Source organism: Pseudobacteroides cellulosolvens ATCC 35603 = DSM 2933, from assembly GCF_001262605.1.
GTDB classification, from domain to species: Bacteria; Bacillota; Clostridia; order Acetivibrionales; family DSM-2933; genus Pseudobacteroides; species Pseudobacteroides cellulosolvens.
In genome coordinates this window covers 2,929,703-2,951,919 of the sequence record NZ_LGTC01000001.1, presented here as the reverse complement: position 1 = coordinate 2,951,919, position 22,217 = coordinate 2,929,703, and the positions used below count along the sequence as shown (strand labels likewise).

Below are 22,217 nucleotides of genomic sequence, written 5' to 3'. Positions count from 1 at the left end.
AATCATATTACTATTGAAGCATACGGTTGGAGGCATTACAAGTGACGAATGTAATAACATTGAGCTGCACTTTGTCACATTTTTATTGAATCTTATAGCTTGATACCCTGATATCACCCATAAATTGCCAGTAAGATCAAAATAATCATATATTCTCCAATTCATTGACGTCTGTGAGAGATACCAAAGGTAATTCCATGTGAAGTGAAAAGCCTTGATCTTCATCTAATGAGCCGTAATTTATTGTTCCGCCCAACTCATAGCATAGATTTTCAATAACCTTTAATCCTTTATCAGATGTAAAATCATCAATGCCTTTTCCGTTATCTGTTATAATCATATTTAAGCTTGATTCACCCAATTGAAGAATTATGTACACGGTTTTTGCTTGACGCTGAGCACATGAATTCTCAAGAACTTCGCGGCATGTAACATAAATCGCATATCGAATATGATGGGGGATTTCTATTTCTTCGCCCTCAAAATATATCTGGATATTCATACGGCTTTTTCCTGTTAATAGCTTTTCAAGGGTCTTAATAAAGATTTGGTTTTCAATCAATTTGTTTTTCTCATAATATATTGAATCTCTTATCTCGTTTAATCCATTCTTTGTAGTCTGAATCATTCTTTTGATATTTTCTTCAATACTGCCATCGTTGCTAATGATTGATTTTCTGCATATTTCTGTTATCTGCAAAATCTCTTTGAAGGTATCCTCGATAGAATTATACAGCTCTTTTAGTATCCTGTTCCGCTCGTTGGTTATGGCTATTTCCTCTATAATGAGGGATTGCCTTAAGAGTTCCTTATTAGCTTTCATAAGCTTTTTGTTGAGGGATAATATTTCAGTATTTTTGTGTTCCAGTTCCCCATTCAAATTATTTATTTCTGTTATATCTGAAAATACTATAATCGTTGACAATAATTGTCCTTTTCTATTTGAAATATGTTGTACGTCAACTTTTAAAAATTTAATCATTGTTTTATTTATATTTAAAATATTATTGTCAAACTTATATTCCGAAAAAAGTATGGAATCAAGTAATTGTAAGCTTTCTGGTGTTTTAAGGGATATTTCTTTAAGATATTCTACAAACCCTGATACTTTTGTATCTTTCTTAAGAACATCTTTATTTGATATAAGGCATTCGAGTGAATTGTTAAAAGCTACTATATTGGAATCTCTGTCCAGTATAAGCACACCGTCATCCATTGAGTGTATTAATGATGAAAAAGACACAGGGATAATGCTAAAAAAGTTGTAGCGTAAGGAACCATAGAAGAAGAACAGAGACGAAAAGATTACAAATAGAAGGGGTTTTGTCTCAATCTGCAAGTTAAATATTAATTGTAAAATGGTATTCACTAATAACATTAGTACCATTAAAACAAGAAAAAATATTATATGTCGTATTCTCTGTTTATCTGTATATTGCTTTTTTGCAACAAGTACTAATCCGGCAACAATATAGACTGCAATTGTAAAAAATAGTGTGTAATATCCCGGTCCAAAGCTTCTGCGCTCATTATGCGGAACAATATACATAAATTGATGAAAATAGTTGGTAATAAGTAAAATATAAAAAATGCCATGGGGAACAAATAACAGTAAAATATTCTTGCGTTTATCAACCCATTTGTTTTCAGTTAGAAACAAGCAGAATATTAGCCATCCAGGCCCCATTGCACAAATTCCCAGATATGAAAACCATAAAGGGGCAAAACGAGTTAAATGAGTGCTTGAATTAGAGATACTTTCAAAAGAAAGTCCTATTGTCCAAACAATCATCGATAAATTCATGAAGATGTAGCTTTTAAGAGTATTGTCCTTTTTGGCATTGTGATAAACAAAGGATATCAGAAAAAGGCCTATGAAAATAGTTATAATCTGTAAAAGGGCTGAAATTTGCTGTGGGTACAATAGGTCTTCGGGAATTTTAAAGTTCCACTGCCCTGGAAAGAATAAATCTTTGATTTTAAAATACTCTATAAGTTTCATAGATTTGACTCCCTCCTTATAGGTATTTTGGCTCTCACAATAAAAACTTTTTGTTTGGATTTATCAGATATGAAAAATACTTCACCGCCAATTTCAGATATTCTGTATTCTATCCCTTTTAGTCCAATACCCTTATGTACCAAGTCACAACCTATTCCATCATCAGCAACCTCAAGGATTATTTTATTGTTTGATTGCTCAATTGAAATATATATGTTTTTAGCCTTGCCGTGTTTTAACGAGTTATTGATGGATTCCTGGCAAATCCTATAAATGTTATGACGTATTCCATACTCTAGTATCTCTACGTCTGTGTTAAGTTTAAATTGAATAGCTATGCCTGACTTACGGTAGGATTTAAACAGCTTGTTCAGTATTTCCTCAAGAGGCTGTTGCAAAATGGATTCCTTATCATTTACAGAAGAGGCCATATTAAAAAGCAACTGCTTTGTTGTGGAAGACATTTCTTCCAGTGAGTCTAAAGCTTCTTTTCTGCGGTTTTTTATTAAAAATGTTTCTGTGCATCTTGCAAGGGCAAGATTGCTGGTATAAGCCTGACCTATAGAATCATGAAGCTCGCTTAATATTCGGTTTCTTTCTCTTGTTATAGCTAGCTCTTCAGCCATAAGTGTATGTTTAAGAATTTTTTCATTTGTATTTTTTAATTCCAGATTTATTTTTTCCAGTTCACAATTTTTTTTCTTCAGTTTATGATTTAAATCTTGTATTGTTGTAATGTCATTAAAGGAAATCAGCTTTCCGATTTTTTTACCCCTACCGTTCACAACATTTTGTATTAATACAAAATACCATTTATCAACTGGAGTAAGGACGTGTATGTTACCTGATATGTTTTTATCTATGTCCCAAAACATGGCATCTAGTATATCATGGCTTTCCTCATCCAAAACTATTGATTGCTTTAACTTTTCGGCAAATATCTCTAGAGGATCATATTCTTTAATATTTGTCATATTTCCAAAGGAAATTGTAAACGAAGTGTTAAAGTTTGCGATAGTATTCCTTTTGTTTGTTACCAGAATGGATTGCTCCATATTTTGGACAATTGATGCTATAGACCTGGGGACTATATCAAAGAGTTTGTAGTTGAAGGATACAGTATTTAATAGGATTTGATAGCCTATAAGTAAACAAACAGGTACTATTTCAAGGTAGCTCAAATAAAAGATTCTGGTATAGAAGGAAATTGGCATAAGAGCTAAAACAACGAGGAAAATAATTTTGAGCTTAAAAGAAAAAACAGTATTCCTTAAAAATTTATATAAAAGTATAATATTAGCCAGCAGCACATAAGCACCACCCACAAGAAGGATGAATACATACTCGGTATTAAAATTCATTTCATAAGAGTCATGAGGCTGAATATATAGTAAATCATGGAGCGGGTTGGTTACGATTAGGATAAGAATCAAAACAGGTGGAATTAATGCAATAGCATTAAGCACATGAGTATGTTTTTTAATATGAGGCAAATTATGTTTTATTTTACAGAGTAATTTCTCATGAAAATTATTAATGTCTATAAGGTCACAAGCCATTTTGTTCTCTTTAGATGAAATAAAAACAGAAAAGATTAACCATGAATAACCCATAAAACAAAGACCGGTATATATAAAGATGCATTGTAACCATGAATATTTAAATGTGTATTTTGTTGGAATCTCAAGTAAAAATCCAGTGGTTAAGATGATTATTGATAAAGGTAAAAACAATAAGTTTAATTTAGCTTTTCTGCTTTTTGCTTTAAAATGTATGTTGCAAAATAATGCAGAAGCGTAAATAAAAGTGATAACCATGAGTATATAATTTATTATTAGATTAGGCATATCAATCTATTCCTTACTATATGTTTTGCAATAATCATTTTTAAATTATTGCAATAACGAGAAATTGCGGTGCGGCATACACTTTAATTTCCAGACATAAACAAAATCAATAATTTTGCATTCATACCTTATTTTATTTATACGTCTTTTTATATATATTTTCAAGTGCCAAATGTAATGATTTCAGCAGCATTTTGTAACATTCATATAATTTTGTTTTTTACAGCAAAAAGAGAAAGTTGCATTCTATCTGAAAGATCCAGCTTTCTCAAGATCTTTGATATCTGGTTTCTGATGTGGCCTTCGGAAATATACATTACTTTTGAAATTTCCTTGTAGCTTTTACCATTGACCAGATGCCTGATAATTTCAATATCCTGTAAAGATAAAAGGGGTTTGCCGTCTTGGTCAACAAGCTCTTTAACTGGATTGATTTCCTGCTTGTTTTTTTTGCTTTTTCTTGTTATGGATTCGAAAGCATCTTTATGAACTGTATAAAACCCTTTATAGGCATTTTTGATAGCTGCTGCAAGCTCTTCAGGTTCTATATCCTTAAGTATGTATCCGTCAGCTCCGCCTCCGATTGCAGCTTGAATATCTTCTTCCTCTTTAAATGTAGTCAATATCATTACTTTTATTTGGGGATACTTTTCTTTAATAAGCTCTGTCCCTTCAACACCGTCGACATCAGGCATCCTAAGATCCATAAGCACTATATCGGGCATTAGCTCCGAGCACTTTTCAAATGCTTCCCTTCCGTTTGAAGCTGTTCCAACAACTTCAATATCTTCATTTACCTCTAACATAAATTTTATACTGTTTCTAAGAATAGCAACATCATCTGCAACCAGTACCTTGATCATACCTTTTTTATCGCACCTTTCATCTCCCAAATCAAATAAAAAACATGTCGAATTTAGATAATATTAGTATATCAAAAAGTCATGTTAATGTTAATTTCAAATTTGACGATTGTCATATGTTTTTTTGATATAACAATAAAATTATGACAAAGTGCTGAAAAATTGTGACAAAGTGCTATGAAAATTTGAGATATAATATTTAATAATGGTATGATATGTGTTAAAAATATATAACTCATAATTGTAAAACATGGTTGACAGAAACGGAAAGAAATTATAGAATAATACTAACACAATGTAAGATTATATTATTTTTATTGATGGAGGGGTTAAAATGAATAAGCGTATCAATATTAAAAAGCTTCTTATTGTTATGGCAGCAGCCTTGGCGTGCTCAACAGGTATTGTTGCAATTAACCATGCAGTACAAGTAGTACCTGCGATTGACGGATATGTGGCAGCAGATCCGGATGGTTCAAGAGAAGGGTTTAAGGTTGAAGTGGAGAATAGGCTTGCAGTTTACACAAATGCAAATGGATATTATAAGCTAAATAATGATTCACCAGTATTTACAAAGACAATCAAAATATCAAAAAAAGGGTATCTGACGAGGTATATAAAAGGTTTGGAAATAAGAAGCAACGCAACCGTTGGAACAGCAGATGCCCCATTGATTCTGTATGCAGGTGATGTAAATGGCGACGATACAATAAATATGAATGATATTGTGATGATGGCAAAAGCATTTAACTCTACTTTAAACGGTATCCAATTTAATGATGCTGCAGATATTAATTCCGATAAAACAGTAAATATGACCGATGTGGTAATAGTGGCTAAGAATTTCAACAAATCATCAGGAGACTATGGAATGCCAGCAATTGATGGGGGAGAATATATAGAGCCGTCATGGATTCCATCACCAACAAACACACCAACAAACACGCCAACAAACACACCGACTCCATATGTGACAACTGTAGCGTCAGTTCCCGCATCAGCTACATCTGCACCATTGGTTGATTCAAGAAACCTTAAAGCTACTACGATAAGCTTCAACTCAGAAGAGAAGATAACAGCAGGTAAGAATATTATATTTTGTCCAACATTCCAGATGGCTTGGGATGGGTTAAGCGGTCTGGTTGGAGATAAACTTTCTTTAAGCGGGGACCTGACACCGGTTGACGTATTAAATAGGGGATTTTCCATTGTAAATTCACTGTCACCAGATAGCTACCTTACCAAAGCCGGCTACGGTCAGAATACTGTTGATGCTATAAATAAAGAGCTTAAAGAAAGGTTTCCTGAACCTCCAAGTTTGGATTTAAAACTGGCACCTAGCGATATGATTGCATATGCTTATTTATATAAGACACTGAGTTTTGCCAAAACATTTGATGTTATGAAAGATCCTTTGAATTTCAAGGGAGATGGCTTGAAGAGTGACGTAAAGGCATTTGGAATTAACTCTTTTTCCAAGAAATTTGATGATCTGAAAAAACAAATAAAGTTGTATAACTTTAAAAATAACGATGATTTTATAATCAAGCTTTTAGGGCAATCGGAAAAGGATGAAATAATACTTGCAAAGGTGCCAAAAGAAGAGACTTTATATAAGACCTACACATCTGTAATGGATCGTGTAACAACTTCAGCAGCTTCTAGTATGGATCCAAGGGATTCTTTGATGATTCCAGTCTTAAACTTCAATATAGGACATAATTACACTCAGCTTGAAGGCAGGGCAATTCTAAATCCAAGTGCAAGTGGCTATTTTATCAGTACGGCTTACCAGAGTGTAAAGTTCAAGCTTGATGAGACAGGTGCTGCGTTGGCATCGGAGGCTTATATAGTGGCTCCTATATCGGTATATAATCCTAAAAACTATGTGTTTGACAGCCCATTCATGCTTATCATGAAGGAGAAGGATGCACAAAATCCATACCTTATGATGTGGATTGACAATACCGAGTTATTGACAGCTTATTAAGAAGCGGATTCAAAATATAACTCCGATTTTGGTGGGTTGTCAGCTTTAGGAAAAACTATATTGAATAATAATTCTAATTATAACATGAAAGTCCTCTTTGGATTTATATCCATTGAGGATTTTTTATGTCTGGCTCCTCATACCACTGACATGGAACTATGAGGGGCTTTAGTTAGGTTTTAAAATATGACAAAGTGCTATAAAGTGATGACAAAATGATTTACAAATGTAATGTATAATTAACATGACATTTTTAGAAATATTGTTGCACTGCTGTTTTGGGGAGACAAAACAGGGGGTGGTTGAGTAGTAATTTGATAGTGCGTAAATGATTTTGAGTAATGTACAGCATTTAAATTAGGTGATTCCAAAAAAATAACTAGTCAACTGGAGATTTAAAAAATATTGATTTACTACTCTCCAACATTAAAAAATTGACCAAGGAAATTTTTGAAATCTCCTTATACAAAGTGAGGGAGGGGTGTGAAGAAATAGAAATTAATATTTACGAATGCAGAAATTAAAATTCATTAAAAAGGGGGAAAACAAAGAATGAAGATTTTTTTAAAGATCGCATTACTTGGAGCAATTTTTGCGTTGCTTATAGGAGCTAATGTATTTGCTGAAACAAAGTCGGTTACTTTAAAAGATCCAATTATTGGCGATGGAAAAGTCAAAAACTATGAAATTACACTTGTGGCAAAAGCATCACCGATACCGAGTCCAAACTATAAAAAGCTTTCTACATCAACTGCTTCTACAGAAAAGTATGAGGTGTATATTGAGGGAAATGCAAATTCACTTATCAGGGGAGTTCAAGTTTTTTCATATGACATGAAAAGCATCAAGCTGGAGTTTTATGATCAGGGTTATCTTGTAGATCAGCAGGACATTGAAACTGATGGTGGTTTATTATCAGAAAGATACTCAATGCCTACTCACTCAAATACGGTGGTCATAAAAGTAAAACCTTTTAAAGATGGCGTAAATGCTGTATTTAAACTACAAGAAATCAGATACATGATTGATACAAAGGAAACAGCAAACAGCACTATATCTTATACAGCCATTAAGGAGTTTATAAATGATAAGGAAATGCTTTCATTCCGAAAGGTTTTTGGAGGAGGTTCTATAACTTCTTTAGTGGGAGATGAACAATACAATAGAGCCACGGGGGGAGTGTTATTTGTAGCTTCCCATAGTAACGGAGACAAGATATATACTGATACTCCAAATAATGATGTTGAGCTAGCCAGTTTATACGATAATGAATCGGGTACAGACTGGATTTTGCAAAAAAGCTGCTATGCTGTCAATTTAAGAAGTGCACTTGATTGGAGAAACTATTTTACATCCAACTTAAATCACTTTATCAAAGGTGTTTTTGGCGTATCAGGTTCTTATAATTCATTGAATTGGTCAAAAGACTATATAAATTTTGCTAAAAAAAGGGCACTGCTTTCGGTAACTATGAATGAAAATGCTAAAAAATTCAATGAGCATTGCACAAAACCTGCAGATAATATTGATAGAATAAACCATGACACATTAGCTTATACAACAGTCCTAATCAATGAAAAAAACATCTTTGATTCAATGTTTGAAATCACATCCTCAAATTCCGATCCATCTCGTTACAGGCTATACAGGTTTCAGAGATCCTATGGAACTTATACAATTACACCTGAATCTTTAGGACTTGTGAATGTAGAATATGCTCTAAATAGTACCACTAATAAATATATAGTAACCTATAGTTTTACAAAAAATAATCGACTATTAAATATACAGTTGGAAAAGGCTTCTTTGGAAGCTGGAAACAATCCTTCTGAAATTGAAGAAAATGAGAAGAAATATCTTGCGAACTATTTAAATAATCTAGATATAAAAGCATTCGATGAATTGATGAGAAAATCCCAGGGACAAGATGGGTATGGATTCAGAATGATGGATGTTATTCCGGAAATAAATGAATTAAAGAAAGAGGGAACAGAGTATTACAATCCAGGTGCTTACAAGCAGTGGATTCTTCATTGGCTTACCCTATATGAGGGGTTAAATACAGTTGATAAACAGATTGCGTCAGTGCCATTGGTAGAGTCAATAAAATGTGATGCTTTAGGGTATCCGGAGGTTGAGTATGCTGTAATATCTCTTCAAAATGGTTCATACAAGTTTGAAACAACAGATGGAGTAACAATAAAATGGAACCGTGGTCAGTACTTCAAAGACCATCCAATTAGAAATGGGGTGCCATTAAAATGAGAAAACTATTATTGATTTTTGCACTTCTATTTCTTTCGATTTTTTATGTATTTACAGTAAATTCATTTGCTACTGAAGCAAGTTATGGAGATGGAAGCTATTCCTTTGCCAACCATGCTGCAAGAAGCAACGGAAGACAAGATTGCTGGATGTCTGCTTCAAAGGATAATGAGAAGTTGACACTTGGGTATGGCGGAAATAATTATGATGCTCATATTACAGAAAAAGGTGTATTTCAAATAATATCCAATGGAGATGATACAGTAAGGATAAAGTATAACGGAAGGATTCTTGTAGGAGATTCATCAACTTTTACTGTAAAGCTGCTTCCTGAGGCCACATCTTCCAATTTGGACGGTTCCAAATGGAAAATAACATCTGCAGGGATGCAAGGCACATGTTGGATTGACTGGGTTGGTCCTAATTCAGGAACAGGTACTGTATTGGGAATTAGCACCATAACTGGTGAATTTGTCATTACAAGACCCAATGGCAGTAATGCTATGTGGGATATATACAGGGTCGATAAAAATATAGTTTTCCAGGAGCAATTTCATGCGTATTCTTTTAATTTCTGGAATAAAGTACTTGGAAGTCTCAATTTTCCTGGAATATCAGTTAACGCATCTGCAAACAGTTCTGAATATAACATTAATAAAAAGTTAAACAGCTTCGATTACAAGGATTATACTCTTGAAGGCAAGGTTAAGCCAAAGGCTGGAACAGCAGGATTGCTTTTTAGAAATGACGGAACAAACATGTATTTGTGGAGCCTTGACAGAACAAACAAGCTTGCAGAATTATTCTCCATAAATATGGTATCAGGTCAGAAAACAAAGTTGAAAAGCAAAAGTTTTACCGTATCAACTGACCTGGAAAAGTGGTACAACATTAAAATAACTGTTAAAGATAGTAAGATGGCTTTGTACATAGATGATGTGTTTGTGGATTTTGCAGAGAACTACAGCAGCAGCGGACTTATCGGTTATTGGGTCGGTGGGACGGCCACAGCCAGCGGCTCTGCGGAGTTTGACAACATACTTGTTAAAAAAGAAATTCAACCAATGTGGTACATGTCGAAAGTCAGTGTGCATGATAAGTTTAAGGATGCAGAAGATAAAGTCATCACTATTACTGATGATACAGACATAAACACCCTGGATATCCCATCCCTTAGTACTTCAAATTTCTGGGTACCATTTACAGAAAATTTTGATGCTATAGGCGGAGGTACAAGGGTTGAAAGGTATTTGTTTACAACATCTATTGATGTTCCTGATAATGTATCAAACTTGGTTATAAGCGGTGACGGGACTAGTACCATAACTATTGATGACAAATTAGCCGTATATGTTAATGGACGCAGAGTAGCATATGGTTTGGCTTCAAATATTCAATCAATTATTATTGAAAAAAAGTATTTGATGCCTGGTTCAAAGAACGATATATTGCTTGTATTATCGGATACAGGTGCAGGGAAGATACAGTTATCCAAGCTTAAGGTTACTGCAAATCTTGATTCAAGCTATAATAAAAAAATTATAGAGTATAACGGCTTTAAGATCCAGTATGATGAATCAAATCCTGTGAATAGTAAAATAATAAAGTACCCATCAAATATAATGATTGATGGAATTCAAATGAATGCGGCGGATACTCCTGTTTTTGATGAGAGTGGAAGGGTAAAACAGGCACATTTTAACGCAATTCTCACAGGTCCTGTATATAAATATAATGGATGGCATAAATGCCAGAAGATATTTTCAACAAAACCTGAATCTTCTATTGATATTAATTTAAAAAGAGGATATGGAAACTCTTCATATGCAATGTTTAGTGATGTGGTTTTTGAACAGGCTAAATTTGATATATTCGATATGGGCCAGAACATATCAAGTGTACAGGCAATTGTAAACCAGGATCAATCATTGTCCATCACATCGGATGCAATTTTTAAGATTTTTGGGGAGCAGGAAGATTGCTCACTATCTATAAATATCAAGGACAGTCATATATATGTTAGTGCTTCGTCAAGATTTTTACTTGATGGATATCTCTCGGCAAGTAAAAAGATGACTGGATATAATAAGATTAGTGATATATCTTTAAGCGGTGGATTTAAATATGATATTTACAGGAAAAAGGTTACTGATGATTATGATATCAGGATAAATACCTTTGATGGAGCAAAAGTAAGGTTTGCAATCCCTAAATTTGGCGAATTATCATTTTCAGAGCTTACAATGGATGCAGCTACCATAACGGCAAAAAATTTAGGATTTACTTTTGCAGATGATTGTATTTTTGAAGGATTAAAGACATCACAGGATCAAAAATGCACTGTAGAATTTAAGAGCCTTACAATAAATAAGGAAGCCTCAAGTCTGAAAGATTTAATTAAGGCGTGTGAGTTGAAGGTAACATTAAAACAGGATGTTGAAGTTTTTGGAGGATTGAATATTAAAGCAGTAAATTCAAAAACGGGAAAGCAAACTGTTTTTACCGGTGGGGTTAAAGAAGGTAATTTTTCATTTATGTTTGATGGGACACTGGAGTTGCCTGATGATGCAAAAACACAAATAGAAACAAAATTTTGGGTAGATACTGATGGAAACTTCATGGTAGAAGCCAAAGGAGAACTTGAAAACGGTCTTATTATTAAAGGCATTAATTTAAGTGCAACTCCTGGAAGTAGTAAAGTTGGATTTAAATTTCAAAGTGCTGTTTATAAGGATAACGTTCTTGAGTCTCCAAGAAAATGTACATTTGAATTTGAAAATGTGGGTACCACTTTAAACATACCTGGTGCCGGAAATGTAATATTTACAATTAAAGAATTTGCACTAACAGATAATGGCATTGAGGACATCAAGGGCGGTATTGGCGGAAGTGTCAGCTTGTTTAATAACAATATGATAATTGATGCAGCCAAAGACGGAATAACCCTTGCTTATAATTCATCTGCCGGATGGACTGTTAAAGCAACAGATGTTATGGTGAAGTTTCCTAATATTGGAGATGGTGGAATGGAGAGTAAAGCCAGCTTTGATATGAACTCCATAACCGGTCTGGGAACTATAAAATGCACTGTGCCAAGCCTTACCCTTTTTAAGGAGTTTGTATCCATTACTACTCTAGCGGTTGATGTTTATAAGGCACCAGACACAGGTAAATATACCATGACCATATCTGCAGATAAGCTTATATGCAATGTGAAAAAAGTATTACCGTTGGAAAATGACACAACTATCGGTGCAGAAAATGTTTCCTTGACAGTGGCGGATTTAAGCAATCCTTCGGTAAGCCTAAACTTGGACAAGCTGGAGTACAATAGGCGGATTGAATTTAATATGGGACTAAAGGTTGCTGCAGAGGGAATAGCATTCTATTTTAATGACAAAAAAGTAGAGGTTGTTAAACCCACATTTACATTGCCAAAAGATATTCCAGGCATAAAATTCTATAAAGCTGCGGACATGAAAGAAGAATTTACAGATCCTGTTGTACAGGTGGATTATATTAGGGCTATCTTCGGTTCATCATGGGGATTTGAAGTTGGAGGTGCTAAATTACCAGGTGCTTGCGTATACAATCTTTTTAACATGAATATATGCAAGATTACTCTCGTGGACCTCTACGCAGGGTATAACTCCAATAAATTCAACATTAGCGTTAAGAGTGCATCAGTTACCGTTGCCAGCGGATATAGTGCAGAGCTTACTGATGTAAAAATAACCAATGATGATGTGTCAATAGGCGGAGGATCAATAACAATACCCGAGATTAATATAGGCGGAATCGGAATAAATAACCTTATGGCCACCTTTGGCACAGAAACTATAGGCGACAGGGATTACAGCATATTCGGCGGAGCATGCAGTATCACTATACCAGGCCTTGGAGCTATTGGCGGAAGTCTTAAGGTGCAAAATTACAGTGATAATTTCTTTGGACTTATAAAGGAAGCATCATTTGATATAAAAGACAGTAATGGTAAAAAGATTGGTACTAGGATAGAATTTAACAATCAGGATACGCTTGAAAAAATAGTATTATCTGCATCATGTGATAAAAGTGTTCCAAACATAACAATATCCTTAAACGGCACGAATATACCTCTTACTCATGCAGCCATAAGTACCGATACAAAAGAAGTGAACGAGGTAATAGAAGTTAACAATGAACTGGTTGATACCGGTAAAATTGGAGTATCGACACTACTTGGAATAGACTTGCCTCTTCTTGGGACAGCAGATCAGGGAAAGGGTAACTGGGTAATTGAAGTAAGATGCGAAGAAGCTGTTGATGTAGCATTTATTACAAAATTAAGTGACCCCGAACTTGTTATAAACAGTGCATCCTTTGATGGAGGAAATAACAAGCTCACTGTAACAGGCCAGGTTAAGCAGTATGCAGCCGGTGAACAGAATGTTACACTTCTTATGAAAAATGCTCCTAAAACAGATGGGGACAATGTAATGCCTGGTGAAAGAATTGTTGCCACAAGTAAAAACCTTCAGGATATGGATGGAATTAAGTCCATAACGATAGGCGGTGACGGCAAATTTACTGTTGTAATAGATACAACTATAATGAGAAGCGGAACATACAGCTTGTTGGCAGAATTGGATCGCAAAGTTGTTTTAAGCAAGGATGGAGATCTTTTTGAAACAGAAGGCGGATCTGAGGATTTTACAAGCGGTGAAGAGTATAAAGAAAACGGTACTATCAAGAAATTTGACATTATAAATAATACAATGCAGAAAGTACCAAAACCCGATGCATTTGCTACCTGTTACGGTACTGCACCGATATATATGTATAATCTTGATGTGAACTTCAAGAGCACTACAAAATCGGCAGATGGTTATATGATATTTGCAGACTGCTATGTTGGCGGAGTATATAAGGGAACAAGAAAAATCAATATCGGTAACATGACAAAAGCAAGAATAGGGCAATTCACAGAGTACCTATCGGTTACAAATGGGGAAGCATCATACAAGCCTACAATGCTTTCGGTCTATATTGTTCCGTATAAATACATTGATCAAAGCAAAGGATTTATATATGACTTTGGTGGCAAGCTTGGTTTTGAGACTATAAGCAATAATATTACATTAGGACCAGAGTCGGACAAGGTTGATGTATGGCTCCAAAGGTCAACAAGCAATATTCTTGCAAGTGTTACAAGCGGCATGGCATCACCAGTTGAGATACCAGTAGAAGGAAGCACCAAAGGTAAGATTATAATAAATACACTGGATAATACCTTGGACAAGTCTAAAATACTGGTTCAGGTAAAGAGCGTCACAAAAAGCAATGTTGATTTGGGTTCAAAAAGTCTGTTGGGAGATGCAATAAGCGTTAAGCTTGGAGATGATAGTGTAGATGCAGGTGATTACATAACACCTACTGCTGCAGGTGCATATAACTTTAATTTATCTCTATTTGCAAATGTAGACGCAGCACAGGCAAAGGCAATGGCAGATGCAAACACACCGTTGTCAGTGACATTAAGTGTATATAACTCAAGTAACCCAAGCAATTATAAAGAAATAACAATTCCTTGCAAGTTCACATTGCCGGCTTTGAGTTTAAAGAGCATAAATCAGGATACTTTCAGTTCGATGACTGGAGGAGTTTTAGATGTATACGGAACTCAGTTATTGAAGGGATGTATAGTTAAACTTGTTGATTCTGCAAATGTGGAACAGGCATTGGAAATAATTCCTGATGAAAGCGGCATTGGAAGAATTGCAGCCAAGATTCCGCAGGGTATTGCAGTTGGAGAATATACCCTTAAAGTTGTAGGACCTGTACTTGCGTCAGGGACTGTAAATACCCAGACATGGAGTGAAAAAATCAAGATAGTCAAGTCTGATTTTGAATGGGTAAAGGCAAGAGATACAGGTAAAATCAAGAAGGGTGCAACAGGAAAATTCTATGCAAGACTTGACTCCAAGACCGGATTTAAAGGAACAGCCGGAATCAAGGTTAAATCCAGTCCGGCAGGTTTTATAGTAAAGCTTAATAAAAGTCAGGTGGTAATGGATGAGGAAATTGAGGCTGTGATTACTGTGCCTTCTACTGCCGAAGATAAAGATTATAATATAGAGTTTGAAGCAGTAAGTATTGTGGACAGTGTTTATGAAAGTGCTTACAGCAATGTGGGAAGCTTTGTTGTTACTGTTACATCATCAGACATTGCATCGGATATTTCATCGGTATCAAATAAAAGGGTTTCGGTTGGTGATGTATTTGATATATACGGAGAAGGCTTTACATCCCAGACTACTGTAGAAATAACTACACCTTCAGGTATGGTAAAAACATTGAATATCGTGTCAAGGACTGAAAATAAATTAACCGTATCTGTACCTGACGGTTCTTTATCAGGTGATTTAAGAACCAGGAACGGTTCTATTTATTCACCAACATCAGTTCCATTTACAGTAGTGCCACCGGGAATTGTTCCTAATTTTGATACAGCTCCAATAAGTGTTATATTAGCACCTGGAGAATCTACTTATATCAATGTTAACAACAATGGAAAACCTGTATTGACTTCGTCGCAAACATATCTGGTTACTTCGGCTGATTCTCAGGGTAAGGTCAAGATTACTGTACCTGCATCAACAAAACCTGGAGAATACTATGCATACGCCAAAGTAATGTATCCAAACACCACCATAGAGAAGAAAATTGTTGTGTACGTAGTCGATAATGGAAACGCAGCAGAAGATCTATCCAGACAGGTAATTCTGTCAGGAAGGAACCTTTATATAAAAGTAAAGGGTGCAAATGTTTCCTCAATTCAGATTGCAAAACTTGAAGTTAATGGAACGTCCATAACCAGAACACCTGTAAAGGTAGGTGATGGATGGACTATTGATGTTGGGATGGTAAACAGTGGAACTATGGTGAAATACCAGTTCAATTATGTAATAACCGGAGCTTCATTTACAACACCGATCTATGAATACAAGGTAGAGTATCAAAATCCCGAAAATACAGATAGCTTGTATCAGGTTAAGCTGTTTGAAAAGGATAATAATGATGTATTACTCAAAGTTAATGTTATAAACCCATTTAAACCTGATACTATGAGTATTACTTATAAAAAGGGTAATGAAGCTGAAGTAAAGGTGCCTATGGTTAAAAACGGAGATAGTTGGGAAGTTAACCTAGGTAAATTAGTAGAGGACTCAAGGCTGATTTATAGTCTATCTTATGGTTCTGGAGTTGATACTGTTACTTCAACTAAAAAAGAGTTAAGTTATAAAACCAAGAACCCTGTCGAAAGTCAATTGGAATATTCATTTACAAGGGATAGTGCAACAGGAAGAGTAAAACTAAACCTTACAGGTATAAAGGTTGACAATAAAGATATCATACCTACAACAGTCAAGGTAACATTAAGCGATATTGCTGCTGTAACTTCAAAAACTTATGATATGGTTAAAAACGGAAATACCTACCAGGCTGACATAGGTGATATTAACAACACTACTAAGCTTAACATCAAGTATGAATATATTTATGAGGGTGAAAAATACAAAACTGCCTACAAGTCAGTTAAGTATAATGAATCAACTTATCCTGACAGCAATAATGGTTTTATGGCAGAATACTTTGATAGCAAGTATTTTTCAGAATCAAGGCTTTCAACTGTGGATCCGGTTGTTGATTTCGATTTTACAACCAAAGGACCGGCAGGTGGATTGGTTAACAATTCTACTTATTCAATGAGATGGTCCGGCAAGCTCCAGGCAAGATACTCTGAGGAGCATACATTCTACCTTACAGTACCGAGCGGAAAGGCAACCCTTTGGGTTGACGGCAAGTTGATAGCTGAAGGTAAGGGTGCTTTAAGCGGAAAATGCACGCTTACAGCAGGAAAACCTGCCGACATAATTGTTGAGTATGCAGCTGACGGAAGCGGTGCCATAAAGCTTGAGTGGCAGAGTGCAAGCCAGCTGAGGGAAGTTGTTCCCCAGGCAAGGGTTATAGCTGTTGTATCAAGTAAGCCGGGATCAACTAATTTTGCACCATTTGCTACTCAAGTCGCTTATGATATGATAGCGATTGGATGGAATACACCAAATGTTACAGGAGTTTCCTACTATGAGGTTTATGAAGGAACAACCTTGATAAGTACATTATGGGGTATAAAGAACTATACAAGAACAGGACTTGTTCCTGACAAGGATTATACCTACCAGATTAAGGCGTATAATTCCTCAAAAACTCTTCTTGCAACAAGTGCAAGCATTGTTGTAAGGACCGAAAGAGCTCCTATGGACCTGGCTTTAAATAAACCAATAACTGCAAGCTCAACTTTTGACACTCTTAATGCAACAAAATTTGCCGTTGATGGAGACTCCAGCACCAAATGGACTTCTATGCATGGTGATAACCAGTGGGTCAGGGTTGATCTCGGAAGGGAATATGAAATCGCAAAGGTACGGCTTAACTGGAGAGAGGATTATCATGCCAAGTACTACAAGATACAAGTATCAAATGACGATATGGCATGGAGAGATGTGTATTCAACAATATCCGGAGATGGTGGAATTGATGAAATAAGGCTCTCATCGGTTAAGGCAAGGTATGTAAGAATGAAAGCCACACTAAGAGGTATAAATTCAAATCCTTATTCATTATGGGATTTCAATGTATACGGTTACGGATATTCATCAATTAAGACTATGTTCTACAACCAGATTATTGATGCACAGAACAATAATATTACACCTACATTCAAGATAATCAATACTGGTACAGAAAATGTTGACCTAAATACATTAAAGCTTCGCTACTATTATACGGTAGATAAGGATGTGCCGCAGAAATTCACCTGCGATTGGACACCTATAAGCCCACATGTCACAGGAACCTTTGTTAAGATGGGTTCACCTAAGGATAAGGCGGATTATTACCTTGAGATAGGATTCCAGACAACTACTCCAATACTTAAACCGGGTGAGAATGTTGAAGTAAAGGCCAGATTCAATCGAGAAGACTGGACTTTCTACACCCAGACAAATGATTATTCATTTGACGGTGTAAGTAAAGACTATGTTGACAGCAATAAAATAACTGTATACCAGTCGGGTAACCTTATACAGGGGGTTGAGCCCTCATCTCAGCTTGCCAATATGAGCTTTGACAGCAATACTTCGGGATGGAATTGTTTTGCTAGTTCTGCTGCAGGTGCATCTGTAGAATGGACTAGGGATACGGTAAATTTCGATACTGCCCCGGCAGGATTTGCTGTAAAATGCATAACCAAAGGGACAAAGGATGACAGCATACAGGTATATACAAATACTTCAATTGAGAAAGGGAAGTATTACAATCTTACATTCAAAGCAAAAGCTACATCAGTATTTACAATTCCCAGAATTGCTTTGATAAAAAATGTATCTCCCTATACATTCTATGCTGTAGCTAAGAATGCACAAGTGACAACCGGCTGGAAGACCTATTCCTATACTTTCAAAATCAATACGACAGAACCCAATGCTAGAATCAACTTATTAATTGGTAATGCAATACCGAATGGTGCAACTTTGTATCTTGATACATTTAGCTTTACTGAGGTCAGTGCACCGGCAGAACTAGTTGCAAATACATCATTGACATACGATGCGGCAAACTGGATAGTTTGGTCGGCAACAACAAGCGGTGCAGTCGCCACTGGAGCAAGGGATACAGTAAACTTCGACACACAGCCGGCAGGCTACAAGGTAAACTGTGTGACAAAGGGAACAGGTACTTCCCAGATACAATTAATGATAAATGGTATTAATGTTGAGGATGGAAAAACCTATAATCTTACATTCAGGGCAAAGGCATCACATGCATTTAATATCCCATACTTCAAGTTAATAAAAAACAATACTCCTTATACAAACTATTCCAGTACAGTAAACAATATAGCTATTACAACTGCCTGGAAGAACTACCATTATGTACTTACTGCTACAGGATCTGATCCTGCTGCCCGCTTGAATTTTGAGATGGGAAATGCCTTACCTGACGGTGCTCAATTTTATATTGATACTGTAAGTTTCAAAGAGGCTATAGTCAATGAAATTACCGAATCAATGTCAAATCCGTCATTTAATGACAACACTTCAGATTGGGCGATATACTATGATGCCAAAAAAGGTGCATCAGGTACCATTGCAAGGGATACAGTAAATTATGATACCCAACCGGCAGGGCTTAAGGTCCACTGTACAACAAAGGGTACGGAAATAGGAGCTATGCATGTTAATGCCATGGGGGTCAGGATTGAAGCAGGCAAAACATATAGACTTACTTTCAGGGCAAAAGCCACAACTGCTTTTAATATTCCACGAATGGTATTGATAAGAAGGACTGTTCCAAATAATGTATATAGTGTTGTAAATCCTATAAACAGCAGTAATATTGCAGTGACTACAGCATGGCAGACATATACATATACATTTACTGCAAATGTTACAGATCCGGACAGCAGGCTGTTATTCTACCTGGGAAATGCAATACCGGATAACAGTGATCTCTTTATGGATACAATCAGTATAAAAGAAGTGCAGTAATAACTTAATATTCATGAGATTAAAACAGCCGTATATTTTCGGAAATGATATAAAAAGTTACTGATTCATCAGCAACATTTTATAATTGCCTACCATATATAATTATGGTATAATGAATGCAATTATAAATAGTAAAATTATTTCCGGTTGGCGGATTTATCCGTTTCAAGAATTCGGCTTTTAGGGTGGAGAGCTTATAACTTAAGTTTTCCATCCTTTTTCATGCTTAAAAATACTGACTCCATAATAATTGGAGAAATTAATATATATAATATGAAAAACAAGTGAAGTATCGCATTGCTGGATTAAAAATGATTTATTACAACAAATTGAGAGGGGTATGATAATGGATAGCCAGGTAATTATTTCAGCAGTAATTTTTATTGCTGCATATGCACTAATTGTATGGGATAAGTTTGATAGGACAGTTATAGCTTTAAGCGGTGCCGTTTTGATGATTCTTTTTAGGATTATAACCCAGGAAACTGCATTCATGGAGATTGATTACAATACACTAGGACTATTAATCAGCATGATGATAATCATTATGATAATGAAGAGAACCGGTGTATTTGAATATCTTGCGGTTAAGGTCGCAAAAATATCAAAGGGTGAGCCTGTAAAAATTATTGTACTTCTATCCATAATAACAGGCATTTTATCGGCACTATTGGACAACGTCACAACAGTTTTGTTAATACTTCCTGTTACGCTTAGCATTGCAAAGGATTTACACATAAATCCGGTACCTTTTATCATAGCAGAAATTTTTTCTTCAAATATTGGCGGTACAGCTACACTTATCGGTGATCCGCCAAATATAATGATAGGAAGTTCGGTTAAGATAAGCTTTATGGATTTTATTTTAAATGATGCTCCAATTGCCATTCCTCTTCTTTTTGTAACCACATATTTATTTGTTTTGATATATAGAAAGAAATTAAAAACAACCCAAGAGGCAAAAGACAAGATTTTGGCTATGGATGAGTATAAATGCATAAAAAATCACAAACTTTTAATAAAAAGTTTGATTGTACTAGGGCTGACAATTATAGGATTCCTGCTTCATGGAGTACTGCACTTTGAATCAGCTACAATTGCAATCACCGGTGCTGTAGCCTTGCTTTTGATATCAGGACTTAAGCCTGAGAAAATTCTACACGAGGTAGAATGGAAAACCATATTCTTCTTTGTAGGCTTATTTATTATGGTAGGGGGTATAAAAGAGGCAGGTATTATTAAAATGCTGGCTCAGGGAGTGTTGGACATTACAAATGGGGATCTTGTTCTAATGAGCCTTGCTATTCTGTGGGTATCTGCTATTGCATCAGCTTTCATTGATAATATACCTTTTGTAGCTACCATGATACCTATGATTAAGGATATGGGAGCAATGTCAGGTATGGAACTTATGCCCATTTGGTGGGCACTTTCCCTTGGAGCTTGTTTAGGAGGTAATGGGACTATTATTGGAGCAAGTGCTAATGTTGTTGCAACGGGTATAGCAGATGAACACGGGCACAAGATAACATTCGGTGGTTATTTTAAAGTTGCTTTCCCATTGATGCTTTTTACACTGCTGATAGCAACTGGATACATTTATTTCAGATATTTATTAATATGATTACAAAGTTAAAATTTATATATTACTAATACCATGAATGAAAAGTTACTTCCGCTTTTTACGCGAGTGTTGATGAGTTAAGTCAACACTCGCGTAAAAAGCGGAAGTTATTTTTTTGATCATTGACTTAGCTCTATAGCACATAAAAATTCATAGATAGGTTTTAGGCTTGTGAAACCGTTCTTCAAAACATCCGGTAATTCTTGTGAAAATGCTAGCTTAAAATCATTTTGTGCACATTCAAAGAATATGTTTTTTCTGTCAAGCCATGACTTAAGGTTTTCTGGCTGGTCTGGGAATTTGCTTCTTTTGTACATTTCGCCGCCAATAACAAACGTATCTTGGGATTCGTAGCATTTCAAGGCATTTAAAAATGCGGGGTGGCCGCTTAGTATCATTTCACGCATATTAGCCATTGAGGCTGCCTGGGCACCATAATATCCTACACCGTAGCTTGAACCTCGTTGGCTTATTTCAAACCAAAAGCAAGGGGATGAAGACATCTGGGATTTATCACGCAGGAAAACCAGCCATGCATTATCTCTATACAGAGTCTTATCCTTTGAAAAACGGGTATCTCTCCGTACCCTGGATATTAATTTGGAAGGAATGGTTATGATCTTGCTGTCAATTTCAGTCATTGAAGGAGCGAGTTCTGTTATAAGCTGAACGAATGGGTTGTAAACATATTGTTTGTAGACATCTTTATGATCTTCATACCAAGTTTTACTATTGTTAAATTTATTTTCTAAAAGAAATTTTAATCCATCGATTGAAAAACCTTTAAAACTCATTTTGTGCCCTCCGAATATGTTATTTTAATATTATTATTTTGACAGATAGTCAATGTTATATCAAGTATGCTTTTTGAGTTATACAGGGTTTACTATGCGAGACCTCATTGTTGGCTTGCCAAAGAAATAAGTAATAAAAAGGAACAGGCTTTAGCTAAAAGTAGTTTGTAAATATACAGTGAAATATAATCAGATTAAATTATAATCAGTGCAAAGTAAATTAAATTCATCCAAATTCAA

Annotated in this window: 8 protein-coding genes and 1 other annotated feature; of the genes, 4 read left to right on the top strand and 4 right to left on the bottom strand. The window is 35.4% G+C overall.

Annotation, left to right across the window (positions count from 1 at the left end):
• Positions 1–145: 145 nt before the first annotated feature.
• The 3 genes from Bccel_RS11915 to Bccel_RS11905 form a co-directional block, all read right to left on the bottom strand.
• Positions 146–2,002, bottom strand: coding sequence for a sensor histidine kinase (locus Bccel_RS11915; RefSeq protein ID WP_036944519.1), 1,857 nt, complete (start codon positions 2,000–2,002; stop codon positions 146–148).
• Complete coding sequence (locus Bccel_RS11910; RefSeq protein WP_242853172.1) at positions 1,999–3,819, bottom strand: sensor histidine kinase; 1,821 nt, start codon at positions 3,817–3,819, stop codon at positions 1,999–2,001. The genes Bccel_RS11915 and Bccel_RS11910 overlap by 4 nt, the downstream gene beginning before the upstream one ends.
• A 233-nt stretch (positions 3,820–4,052) precedes the next feature.
• Positions 4,053–4,712, bottom strand: a complete 660-nt coding sequence (locus Bccel_RS11905) for a response regulator transcription factor (RefSeq protein ID WP_036944516.1) — start codon at positions 4,710–4,712, stop codon at positions 4,053–4,055.
• 334 nt (positions 4,713–5,046) lie between these two features.
• Here Bccel_RS11905 and Bccel_RS11900 point away from each other — a divergent pair, with 334 nt between their 5' ends.
• From Bccel_RS11900 to Bccel_RS11885, 4 genes are all read left to right on the top strand, one after another.
• Positions 5,047–6,702, top strand: a complete 1,656-nt coding sequence (locus tag Bccel_RS11900; RefSeq protein ID WP_036944515.1) for a dockerin type I domain-containing protein — start codon at positions 5,047–5,049, stop codon at positions 6,700–6,702.
• Positions 6,703–7,254: 552 nt separating this feature from the next.
• Complete coding sequence (locus Bccel_RS11895; RefSeq protein ID WP_036944513.1) at positions 7,255–8,967, top strand: hypothetical protein; 1,713 nt, start codon at positions 7,255–7,257, stop codon at positions 8,965–8,967.
• Positions 8,964–19,559 carry a cellulose binding domain-containing protein gene (locus Bccel_RS11890; protein ID WP_036944512.1) on the top strand — a complete coding sequence of 3,532 codons (10,596 nt, stop codon included), beginning with the start codon at positions 8,964–8,966 and terminating at the stop codon, positions 19,557–19,559. The genes Bccel_RS11895 and Bccel_RS11890 overlap by 4 nt, the downstream gene beginning before the upstream one ends.
• Positions 19,560–19,704: 145 nt before the next feature.
• Positions 19,705–19,754 (top strand) — a sequence feature (sodium ion sensor (DUF1646 type); this cis-regulatory element may regulate processes involved in with the transportation of sodium ions).
• A gap of 151 nt (positions 19,755–19,905) precedes the next feature.
• Entirely contained in the window at positions 19,906–21,183 is a 1,278-nt protein-coding gene (locus Bccel_RS11885) for an ArsB/NhaD family transporter (protein ID WP_409372131.1), read from the top strand.
• Between the two features lie 119 nt (positions 21,184–21,302).
• Here the strand turns inward: Bccel_RS11885 and Bccel_RS11880 are convergent, their stop codons facing one another.
• The gene (locus tag Bccel_RS11880; RefSeq protein ID WP_036944509.1) at positions 21,303–21,977 is read right to left on the bottom strand and encodes a DUF2461 domain-containing protein; all 675 of its coding nucleotides are present in this window, start codon (positions 21,975–21,977) and stop codon (positions 21,303–21,305) included.
• Positions 21,978–22,217 lie beyond the last annotated feature (240 nt).

Excerpts from the sequence above, each read along its gene's own strand:
- Bccel_RS11915 (WP_036944519.1), bottom strand. The coding sequence starts at position 2,002 with ATGAAACTTATAGAGTATTTTAAAATCAAAGATTTATTCTTTCCAGGG.
- Bccel_RS11910 (WP_242853172.1), bottom strand. The coding sequence starts at position 3,819 with ATGGTTATCACTTTTATTTACGCTTCTGCATTATTTTGCAACATACAT.
- Bccel_RS11905 (WP_036944516.1), bottom strand. The coding sequence starts at position 4,712 with ATGATCAAGGTACTGGTTGCAGATGATGTTGCTATTCTTAGAAACAGT.
- Bccel_RS11900 (WP_036944515.1), top strand. The coding sequence starts at position 5,047 with ATGAATAAGCGTATCAATATTAAAAAGCTTCTTATTGTTATGGCAGCA.
- Bccel_RS11895 (WP_036944513.1), top strand. The coding sequence starts at position 7,255 with ATGAAGATTTTTTTAAAGATCGCATTACTTGGAGCAATTTTTGCGTTG.
- Bccel_RS11890 (WP_036944512.1), top strand. The coding sequence starts at position 8,964 with ATGAGAAAACTATTATTGATTTTTGCACTTCTATTTCTTTCGATTTTT.
- Bccel_RS11885 (WP_409372131.1), top strand. The coding sequence starts at position 19,906 with ATGGATAGCCAGGTAATTATTTCAGCAGTAATTTTTATTGCTGCATAT.
- Bccel_RS11880 (WP_036944509.1), bottom strand. The coding sequence starts at position 21,977 with ATGAGTTTTAAAGGTTTTTCAATCGATGGATTAAAATTTCTTTTAGAA.